The sequence below is a fragment of the Kitasatospora sp. NPDC057518 genome (assembly GCF_042802075.1).
In the GTDB taxonomy this organism is placed as follows: Bacteria; Actinomycetota; Actinomycetes; order Streptomycetales; family Streptomycetaceae; genus Kitasatospora.
On sequence record NZ_JBHVEU010000381.1, the window covers coordinates 1 to 8,686 of the forward strand.

9 protein-coding genes are annotated in these 8,686 nt (G+C 73.8%); 6 read left to right on the plus strand and 3 right to left on the minus strand.

Features of this window, described 5'->3' with window-relative positions; genetic code table 11:
• The 3 genes from ACFU7Z_RS30250 to eccE form a co-directional block, all read right to left on the minus strand.
• A partial coding sequence (locus ACFU7Z_RS30250) for a hypothetical protein (RefSeq protein WP_380780980.1) occupies positions 1-202 on the minus strand: 202 nt, incomplete at its 3' end.
• A gap of 134 nt (positions 203-336) precedes the next feature.
• Positions 337-1,104, minus strand: a complete 768-nt coding sequence (locus tag ACFU7Z_RS30255; protein ID WP_380780982.1) for a hypothetical protein — start codon at positions 1,102-1,104, stop codon at positions 337-339.
• Complete coding sequence (gene eccE, locus ACFU7Z_RS30260) at positions 1,104-2,537, minus strand: type VII secretion protein EccE (protein ID WP_117487812.1); 1,434 nt, start codon at positions 2,535-2,537, stop codon at positions 1,104-1,106. Before eccE ends, ACFU7Z_RS30255 begins: the two co-directional genes overlap by 1 nt.
• Positions 2,538-2,723: 186 nt before the next feature.
• On the opposite strand from eccE, the gene ACFU7Z_RS30265 reads away from it, so the two are divergent.
• The 6 genes from ACFU7Z_RS30265 to ACFU7Z_RS30290 all read left to right on the plus strand — a co-directional run bounded on the left by ACFU7Z_RS30265 (position 2,724) and on the right by ACFU7Z_RS30290 (position 8,646).
• A complete protein-coding gene (locus tag ACFU7Z_RS30265; RefSeq protein WP_049657366.1) occupies positions 2,724-4,406 on the plus strand; it encodes a type VII secretion protein EccB in 1,683 nt (560 codons plus the stop codon).
• Between the two features lie 185 nt (positions 4,407-4,591).
• On the plus strand, positions 4,592-4,897 hold the full coding sequence (locus ACFU7Z_RS30270) for a WXG100 family type VII secretion target (protein WP_063780319.1): 306 nt from the start codon (positions 4,592-4,594) through the stop codon (positions 4,895-4,897).
• Positions 4,898-5,017: 120 nt separating this feature from the next.
• Entirely contained in the window at positions 5,018-5,308 is a 291-nt protein-coding gene (locus ACFU7Z_RS30275; RefSeq protein WP_049657362.1) for a WXG100 family type VII secretion target, read from the plus strand.
• Positions 5,309-5,406: 98 nt separating this feature from the next.
• Positions 5,407-6,642, plus strand: coding sequence for a type VII secretion-associated serine protease mycosin (gene mycP / locus ACFU7Z_RS30280; protein ID WP_241853233.1), 1,236 nt, complete (start codon positions 5,407-5,409; stop codon positions 6,640-6,642).
• A gap of 158 nt (positions 6,643-6,800) precedes the next feature.
• Positions 6,801-7,340 (plus strand): SigE family RNA polymerase sigma factor, encoded by a 540-nt coding sequence (locus ACFU7Z_RS30285; RefSeq protein ID WP_074006409.1) that lies wholly within the window; start codon positions 6,801-6,803, stop codon positions 7,338-7,340.
• A 58-nt stretch (positions 7,341-7,398) separates the two neighbouring features.
• A complete protein-coding gene (locus tag ACFU7Z_RS30290) occupies positions 7,399-8,646 on the plus strand; it encodes a hypothetical protein (RefSeq protein ID WP_380780986.1) in 1,248 nt (415 codons plus the stop codon).
• Positions 8,647-8,686 lie beyond the last annotated feature (40 nt).

Here is an 8,686-nt window from a genome sequence, read left to right on the forward strand (position 1 = left end):
GCACCGGGGCGTCGGCCGAGGCCGGAGCCCCGGCAGCCGGAGCCCCCGCGGCCGGAGCCCCCGCGGCCGGAGCCCCAGCAGCCGCCGCGGGCTCCGTCTGCACGTACCAGGACGGGGGAGTGTAGTCAGGCGCGTCCGACCAGTCGTCGTCGTCCTCCGCCGCGTTGTCGCCGACGTAGACGCCGTCCCGATCGCTGCTCACTTTTCTGGCTCCCTCGTGTTCGCCGCCGCTTGTTCAGCGGTGCCGTTGCCGCATCAAAGACTAGGCCGTACGGCAACCCCCGTTGAAGGCGGCTTCGGTTCCCCGACGGTCCGCCCGGTGCGGCGAGCCGCTGCTCAGTCCATCCGGCGCGGCCCGCCGAGCACCTGTTGTTCGGCCTGCCCGGCCACGGCCCGTACGTACTGGCGCCGCATCCGGGTCGCCCACAGGGTGAGGTCGTCGCCGAGGGTGGGCAGGGCGGCCACGTCCTCCGGGGGCAGCGAGAGCACCCGGCCGGTCAGTTCCGCCTCCTGCGGCGAGATCCGCTGCACGCCGACCAGGTCGGCCGCGTTCAGCACCCGGGAGGCGTTCGGGCCCAGGTAGGGCAGCAGGGTCAGGGTGGTCTGCCAGGGCGCGGCGGAGAGCCGGCTGCGCGGCGGGCGGGCGCCGAGGTCGCGCACCACCAGGACCGGCGAGGCCACCGAGGCGCCCTGCGGGCCGAGCCGGCCGACCTGGTGGACCGTCACGCAGGGCTGGCCGCCGCCGGCGGCCTGGGCCAACGGGCCCCACAGCTGTCCGCGGGCGGTCTCCACCGCGACCCGGGCGCCGATCGCGGCCGCCCGCAGCGCGATGACCTGCGCGGTCCACATGCCGCCGACGAGCACCAGGTCGTACGAGGTGGGGCGGAACAGGCCGAGCACGGCGGGCAGTCCCTGCGGGTCGACGCCGATGACCACGCCGTCGTCGCCGACCGGGAAGGCCAGCGCCGCGAGGTCGGCCGCCTCCAGGACGTGCTTCTCCCGGCGCGGGCCGCGCAGTCCGAAGCCGGGCAGGAGCCGCGGCCTGGTTCGGCGCTGCTCGGCGCCGGGCTGCGGGCCGACGGTGGGGTAGGTCTGGTACGCCATCAGGAAGCCCCTCCGAGCGGCAGGGTGGCGAGCATGCCGGGGGCCTGCTCCAGGTCGAGCCGGACGAGGCCGAGCCCGGTGCTCTGGGCCCGGGTCTCCACCTGGCGGCCGACCTGGCCGACCTCGCTCTCGTTGCGCCCGGTCACCCGCAGGTGCCCGCTGACCGTCACCGAGCCGCCGGTGCCGTGCCCGGCGGTCAGGCTGAAGGTGCTGGCGAGGGCCGGCGAGCCGGTGATCAGGTTGACCAGGTCCGGCGCGGCGATCCGGCCGGGGGCGCCGCCGGGGCGGCTGAGCTGCGGCCAGCGGGAGATCCAGTACGTGGTGTGCCAGCGGTCGTCGATCCGCCAGAACCGGTTGCCCTCCTGGGTGCGGCGGGTGGTGCCGCCGCCGCTGCCGGTGCCCTGGCGGCCGGCCACCGCGATCGGGTTGGCGCAGGTGGCGATGGCCAGCGCGGCGATCAGCTCGCGCTCGTCCAGCACGGTCGCGTTGAAGCCCGCGCTGTTGAGCCGACCGGCCAGCTGGTCGGTGACCCGCTGCAGCGCCTTGCGGGCGCCCTCCTCGCCGCCGCCGCGGGCCCGGACGGCGGTCGCCGCGCGCTCCGGGTCGAGCTTGAGCGCGACCCAGGTCAGCCGCAGTCCGGGGGTGGAGGTGCCGTCCGGCAGCTCGCGGTAGGCGCGGGCGGCCAGCGACTGCTCGGGCAGGTGCTGGGCGGGGGCGGGCTGGGTGTGCTGGACCAGCTGCACCGACTCCAGGGTGATGTCGTCCACCGTGAGCGCCGAGCAGACCACGTCCAGCGGCAGCGGCAGCGCGGTGCGCACCGGGCGCAGCGGCTGGTCCTTGGCCTGGACGAGCAGGACCGAGGTGAGGAAGGTCCCGTCGCCGACCATGCCGGTCTCCCGGCGGACCGGGCGGCCGCCGAACTCGGCCTCGGTGGCGTGGGTGCAGGTGCGCAGCCCCGGTTCGAGCTCCAGCGCGGGCGCCAGCGCCGGGTCGGTGCCGGCCGGCGGCAGCAGCGTCCGGGCCTGCCTGCGGCGGGACTTGAGGGCGGCGCGGACCCGCAGCAGGTCCGGGACGGTGCGGCCGCGCACCGGGAGGAGGGCGAGTACGAGCAGCACCAGCGCGACGGCGCCGAAGCCGGCCGCGACCGTCCGACTGATCGTCCAGCCGACGGCGACCAGGGCCGCCGCGACCTCGACCAGGACGAGCTGCTGGAGCTTCAACCGCCCGCCGAGCAGCCCCGGTCGGGGGTTGATCCGGACCTGGACGGCGCCGCCGCCCCCGGTGCCGGTCGGCTGCGGCCGGTCGGGCCCCGTCCCCGGTCCTGTCCCCGTCCCGGTCTCGGCCGGCGGCGTGCTGTGCTGCGCCCGGCCGGCCCGGCGCGCCCTCCCGCCGCCCGCACTGCGGCGGCGTCCTGGAGCGGTCTGGCTTGGCATCCCCCGGTGGCCCTCTCTGATCCGTTCTCGCGGCCCGGCTGGCTGTGTCGCGGACCGTACCCGTACCGTACTCACCGTCTGCTGCCGCATCGTAGAGGGTTCGCGCCGGTTCGTGCCCGGCGGGTGACCACGGGGCAGGTCGGTCTGACAACGCCCGACAACGTCTGACTAGGGGGACGACGAGGTATGGCATCGCGCCGGGACGAGCTGAACGCGTACACCTTCGCCCGCAAGCGCACGGTGGGCGCCTTCCTGCTGCCTGCCGGCGGCGGCAGCGACGAGGACGCGCCGCGTCCGGTGAAGGCGGTGCTGCCGAGTGTGCTGGCCGGGGCGGTGGTGGTGGCCGGCTTCGGGCTCTGGGGGGTCTTCAAGCCGAGTGCGCCGGTGAAGTGGGACGACGGCAAGAACATCATCCAGGGCAAGCAGTCGACGACCCGGTACGTGGTGCTCACCGACCAGGACAACAAGACCAAGCGGCTGCACCAGGTCCTCAACATGTCCTCGGCGCGGCTGGTGCTGCCCGCGGGCGCCAAGGTCGTGGTGGTGGACGACGGGGTGCTCGACCGCTACCCCAACCACGGGCCGACGATCGGCATCCCGTACGCGCCGGACAAGCTGCCGACCACGGACAACGCGAACAAGCCGATGAAGTGGGCGGTGTGCGACCGCCCGGGCTCGGACGACAAGCAGGAGACCGTCAACCAGGCGGTGTTCGTGGCGGCCGGGGCGGACGCGACGGCGCTGGCGGCCAAGGACCGGATGCTCGGCCCGGACCAGCTGATGCTGGTGCAGCAGGCCGACGAGCAGCAGATCTCGGCCGCGCCGGCGGCGGGTCAGCCGGCCGCCTCGGGTGCGGCGGTGTTCCTGGTCGACGCGCAGGGCCGCAAGCACGAGATCGGCACCCCGCAGTCGGACGACAAGGAGCGCAAGGCGCTGATCACCGCGGTGTTCGGGCCCAACGCGGTGCCGCAGCGGGTCAAGCGGGACTGGCTGGACACCCTGGTGACCGCCACCCCGATCACCTTCCCGCAGGTCGAGGGCGTGGCCGACAGCCAGGGCGCCAACTCCAAGGTGGAGCTGGGCAACCAGGCCGACCGCCGGGTCGGCCGGCTGGTGCACTACCAGGACCGCCACTACGTGGTCGGCAAGGAGCAGCTGTTCCTGGTCACCCCGTTCCAGGCGGAGCTGATCCGGCAGAACCCGGCGTACCAGATGCTCTACAAGTACGACCAGGACAAGAAGCCGCGCAGCGACGAGATGATCCCGGCCGACAACGCCCAGTGGGGCGGCGACGTCGCGCTGAAGGGCACCGCGCCGGACTGGCCGCTGAAGACCGGTGCGCCGGTGAACAACTGGCAGGACCGCCAGGACGCCCGGATGGTCGTGTGCAGCACCTACGACGGTGTCGCCGCGGACGGGGCCACCGCCAAGCGCAGCGTCTGGGCCGGGACGACGTACCCCGCGCCGTACAACAACGGCGCCGGGGCCGCGTACGTGACCCCCGGTCACGGGCTGTTCTACCGCTCGCTGGACCACGCGGCGGCCGGCTCCGGGACCGACTTCCTGATCACCGAGACCGGGTTGCGCTACTCCGTCCCGTCCAACGGTGACGGCGGCCAGCGTCCCACGGCCTCGCCGCAGCCGGGCCAGAGCGCCCCGCCGAAGCAGCCGACGCCGCAGCCGACGGCCACGCCGGCCCCCGGGGCGCCGTCCCAGGAGCCCGGCCAGCAGGAGGAACCGGGCGGCAACCAGGCCCGGTTGGGCTACCAGGGGGTCCAGCCGCTGCCGGTGCCGAAGGAGTGGTCGAACCTGGTTCCGGCCGGTCCGCCGCTGACCGCGAAGAGCGCCGCCCAGCCGCAGAACGCCTGACCGGCCAAGCGCGGCAACCGAATTGGCCGCAGTGTCATGGTCTGGTAACTACTCTGTGCTCGGTGTTGGGCGAGCTGCGTGTGCCGACTACAGTGCTGCTGGACATCACACGGGTGATGGCACGGTGGGGCCCCTCGCGGGCCCTCCGTGCACGCAAAATGTTGTCTCATGGGGGACGGTGGAGCATGGCTCAGGGTCAGTTCACGATGACGGCGCAGGAGATGCTGGCGTTCGCCAAGCAGATCGAAGAGGCCATCGGCAAGATCGAGGCCGAGCGGACCAAGCTGATCAGCACGGTCTCCGGCATCACCGGCGGCTGGCAGGGCCAGGCCGCGAGCGCCTACACGACCCTGCAGAACCGGGTCAACGAGGACATCGCGAAGCTGAAGGAGTCGCTGACCGCGATCAAGCACGCGATCGAGCTGACCACCAAGCACTACGCGAGCACCGAAGAGGAGCAGAAGGCGATGTTCTCCTCGGCCCAGGGCTGATCACCGCTTCCGCGTTGATCGTCGCACCCGCGCCGACCGCCGTTCTGTCCCGATCCACCGCTCCGCGGAGCGCCCGCCACTGACCGCGTGGCGCTCCGCACCCTCGTCTAGGGAGACAACGTGTCCGACCACATTCTCGTCAACTTCGAGACCGTTCACCACGCGTCCGAGGAGGTCAAGGCCTCGGCGAGCCGCATCGACCACCTGCTGAACGACCTCAAGGGCAACGTCACCCGCATCGCCTCCAGCTGGCAGGGTGCGGCCCAGGAGGGCTACCAGGCCCACCAGGCCCAGTGGGACGCCCGCGCCGCCGACCTGCAGAAGACCTGCACGCAGATCGCGACCTCGCTGGACCAGGCCGCGCAGAGCTACCGGACGACCGAGGACGCCAACGCCAAGCTCTGGGGCTGACGTTCGGGTTCCGTAGGGAACAGCAGGGGGCGGGTACCCGGATTCCGGGCACCCGCCCCCGACGCGCGACACGGGTGGACGACATGAGGGGTGGCAGGGTGTCCCGACACGGGTACCGGAAGGCGGCCGCGGCGCTCGCCGCGCTCGCGGTGCTGGGCGGCCCGCTCGCCGCCCCGGCGTACGCCGAGGGCGGGCCCGGACTGGCCGCGGCCGGCGACTGCCCCAAGCCGGCGCCCGACGTGCCGACCGTGCCGTGGTCGCTGCAGCGCCTGCTGCTGGACGAGCTGTGGCAGGGCGGGAAGACCACCGGCGCGGGCGTGACGGTCGCGGTCATCGACACCGGGGTGGACGTCAACAACCCGCAGCTGAGCGGAAAGGTCGACGAGGGCCCCAACCTGCTGGTCAACCGGGAGACCAAGGAGGCGATCCCGGGCAAGTCCATCGAGGACCCGGTCGGCCACGGCACCAAGGTGGCCGGGATCATCGCGGCCGGCCCCAGGAAGGCCACCGGTTTCGTCGGACTGGCCCCCGACGCCAGGATCTTCTCGATCCGGCAGAACGACAGCGACGGCAACGGCGACGTCTCCACCCTGGTCACGGCGATCAGGAAGGCGGCCGACCAGCCCGGCGTCAAGGTCATCAACATCTCCCAGGACGTGCGCGGCGCGGGCGACGCCCGCTTCGGCGGGTACCAGGAGCTGAAGGCCATCATCGACTACGCCGAGGCGAAGAACATCGTGGTGGTCGCCTCCACCGGGAACGACGGCAAGGAGGGCGACACCTACCCGGGCGCCTTCCCGACCGTGCTGGCCGTCGGCGCCTCCGACCGCAACAACGAGCGCGCGCCGTTCTCCCAGTACGGCGGCTTCGTGAAGGTCGCCGCGCCCGGTGTCGACATGCTGTCCACCGTGCCCGGGAGCGGCCAGTGCGTGGACAACGGCACCAGCTTCGCCGCCCCGTACGTCTCCGGGCTCGCCGCGCTGCTGTGGAGCGCCCACCCGAACTGGAAGGCGGCCCAGGTGCGGGCCTGGATCGAGCAGACCGCGCAGCGCACCCAGCGCGAGCCGGACAACTTCACCGGCTGGGGCGTGGTGGACCCGGTCAGGGCCGTCACCAAGGCCCCCGACGACGCGCCCTTCGCGCCCACCCCGGACGCCCCGGTGCAGCTCGCCGCCGCGCCGATCGTGCCGCGCCCGGTGGGTCTCGGCGAGACCCAGGCCGACCGGGACGGCCGTACCGCGACGTACGTCCTCGGCGTCGGCGCGCTGCTGGTCGCCCTGCTGATCGGCGGCGGCACGGTGCTGCGCGACCACCGGCGCAAGTCCGCCGACTGACGCCCGACTCACGTCCGACCCCCGCCCGCTCGGGGCCCGACCGCTCGGGGCCCGACCGGGCCGGCGCGTCGAAGAACCGCCGGAACCCCTGTAACACCGCAGCCCGCCCGCCGCATCGATGAAGTGTCAGGGACGGCGGACCGCGGGGGGCAGGGCGCATGGGGTGGATCGGGGCGGGCCGGGAGGCCAAGGACGCGGAGTTCCTGGAACTCGTCTCCGGCCGGACCGGCCACCTGTACCGCTCGGCCTGCCTGCTCACCAGCGGCGACACCCATTACGCCGAGGACCTCGTGCAGGAGGCCCTCAGCAGGATGTACGTGCTGTGGCGGCGCAGCGCCTTCACCGGCCGCGGCCGGATCGACAACCCGGCGGCCTACACCCACACCGTGATGGTGCGCACCTTCCTCGCCCAGCAGCGCCGCCGCTCCAGCGGCGAGCGCCCCAGCGACGCCCTGCCGGAGCCGGAGGGGCAGGACGCCGACCGCACGCTGCGGCTGACCCTCCTCGACGCGCTCGGCCGGATGCCGCCCAAGGACCGCGCGGTCCTGGTGCTGCGCTACTGGGAGGACCGCAGCGTCGAGGAGACCGCCGAGGCCATGCGGGTCTCCTCCGGGGCCGTCCGCACCCGCACCACCCGGGCCCTGGCCCGGCTGCGCACCCTGCTCGGCGACTCGCTGGCCGAGCTCGCCGCCCGCTGAGGCCGGCCGCCCGGTACCTCTCACCACCACCCGCGACGCAAGGAGACGGTGAACACCCATGTCCGAACCGGACAAGTTCGAGGACGATCTTCTCTATGCCCTCACCCGTACGGGCGAAGGCTTCCGCCCCGGCCAGGCCGACCTGGTCGCGGGCGGCTACCGGCGCGGCCGCGGCCGCTGGCGCCGCCGCTCGACCGCCGCCGTGGTGGGCGGGGCGGCGGCGCTGGCCCTGGTGGGCACCGGCGCGGTGTACCTGGGCTTCCCGGGGGCGAGGGACGCGGGCACGGTGAGCGCGGCCTCCGCCCCGGCGGCCACCGCCGGCGGCGAAGGCGCCACCGCCTCGGCCACCCCGACCTCGGTGAAGTCCTCCGCCCCGGTGGTGATCACCGGGGACGAGGTGGTCGCCACCTTCCAGGCCCTGCTGCCCAAGGGCCAGGTGTCCGACGCGAAGGGGCACGGAACCGACGAGAACAAGGGGATGTACGCGGACGCCAACCTGGTGTTCGACGACGGCCAGGGCCGGTCGCTGATGGGCCTCAGCATCCAGAAGCACCGCCCCAAGGACGTCCAGCCGCAGACCTGCCCGACGGACCTCAAGCTCGCCTCGCTGGACTCCTGCGCCGTCACCGTGCTGCCGGACGGGTCGAAGCTCATGCTCACCCAGGGCTACGAGTACCCGGACCACCGGGCCACCACCAAGGAGTGGCGCGCCTCGGTGGCCCGTCCGGACGGCGGGCTGATCGGCCTCAGCGAGTGGAACTCGCCCCAGGAGAAGGACGCGCCGGACAGCCGGCCCAACCCGCCGCTCACGCCGGACCAGCTGAAGGCCGTCGTCACGGACCCGTCCTGGAACCGGGTCGTCGCGGCCCTCAGGTTCGACGGCGTCGACACCGAGGCGATCGACCCGGGCCTGTCGCTGCAGGACCGCGAGTCCGTCCTGACCGGGCTGCTGCCCGCCGGGGTGACCGTGGCCGACCGCAGGAGCCGGGACCTGCGGGCGGACTTCGAGCTGGCCGGGGGCGGGCGGACCGGGACCCTGACGCTGACGGTCGAGAACTGGGCGAAGGCCCCCGACGACCGGCCGGGGCCGGAGGCGTACCAGGGCGCGGAGACCCTGCCGGACGGGACGAGGCTCCTGGCACGCGGCGCGGCGGCCAAGGTCCCGAAGGGGGTGCAGGTCGTGGACGCGATGCGGCCGGACGGCGTGGAGGTCCTGGTCACGCTGGTGTCGAAGGGCGATCCGCTGCTGACCGAGGCGGAGCTGCGGGCGGTCGCCACCAGCCCGCAGTGGACGCCGAAGAAGTAGCGCGGGAGACGGCGGTGCCCCGGGCCTGGGGGAGGCCCTG

Bases quoted from the DNA above. Each gene is read 5' to 3' on its own strand.
- ACFU7Z_RS30255 (WP_380780982.1), bottom strand. From the start codon at position 1,104: ATGGCGTACCAGACCTACCCCACCGTCGGCCCGCAGCCCGGCGCCGAG.
- eccE (WP_117487812.1), bottom strand. From the start codon at position 2,537: ATGCCAAGCCAGACCGCTCCAGGACGCCGCCGCAGTGCGGGCGGCGGG.
- ACFU7Z_RS30265 (WP_049657366.1), top strand. From the start codon at position 2,724: ATGGCATCGCGCCGGGACGAGCTGAACGCGTACACCTTCGCCCGCAAG.
- ACFU7Z_RS30270 (WP_063780319.1), top strand. From the start codon at position 4,592: ATGGCTCAGGGTCAGTTCACGATGACGGCGCAGGAGATGCTGGCGTTC.
- ACFU7Z_RS30285 (WP_074006409.1), top strand. From the start codon at position 6,801: ATGGGGTGGATCGGGGCGGGCCGGGAGGCCAAGGACGCGGAGTTCCTG.
- ACFU7Z_RS30290 (WP_380780986.1), top strand. From the start codon at position 7,399: ATGTCCGAACCGGACAAGTTCGAGGACGATCTTCTCTATGCCCTCACC.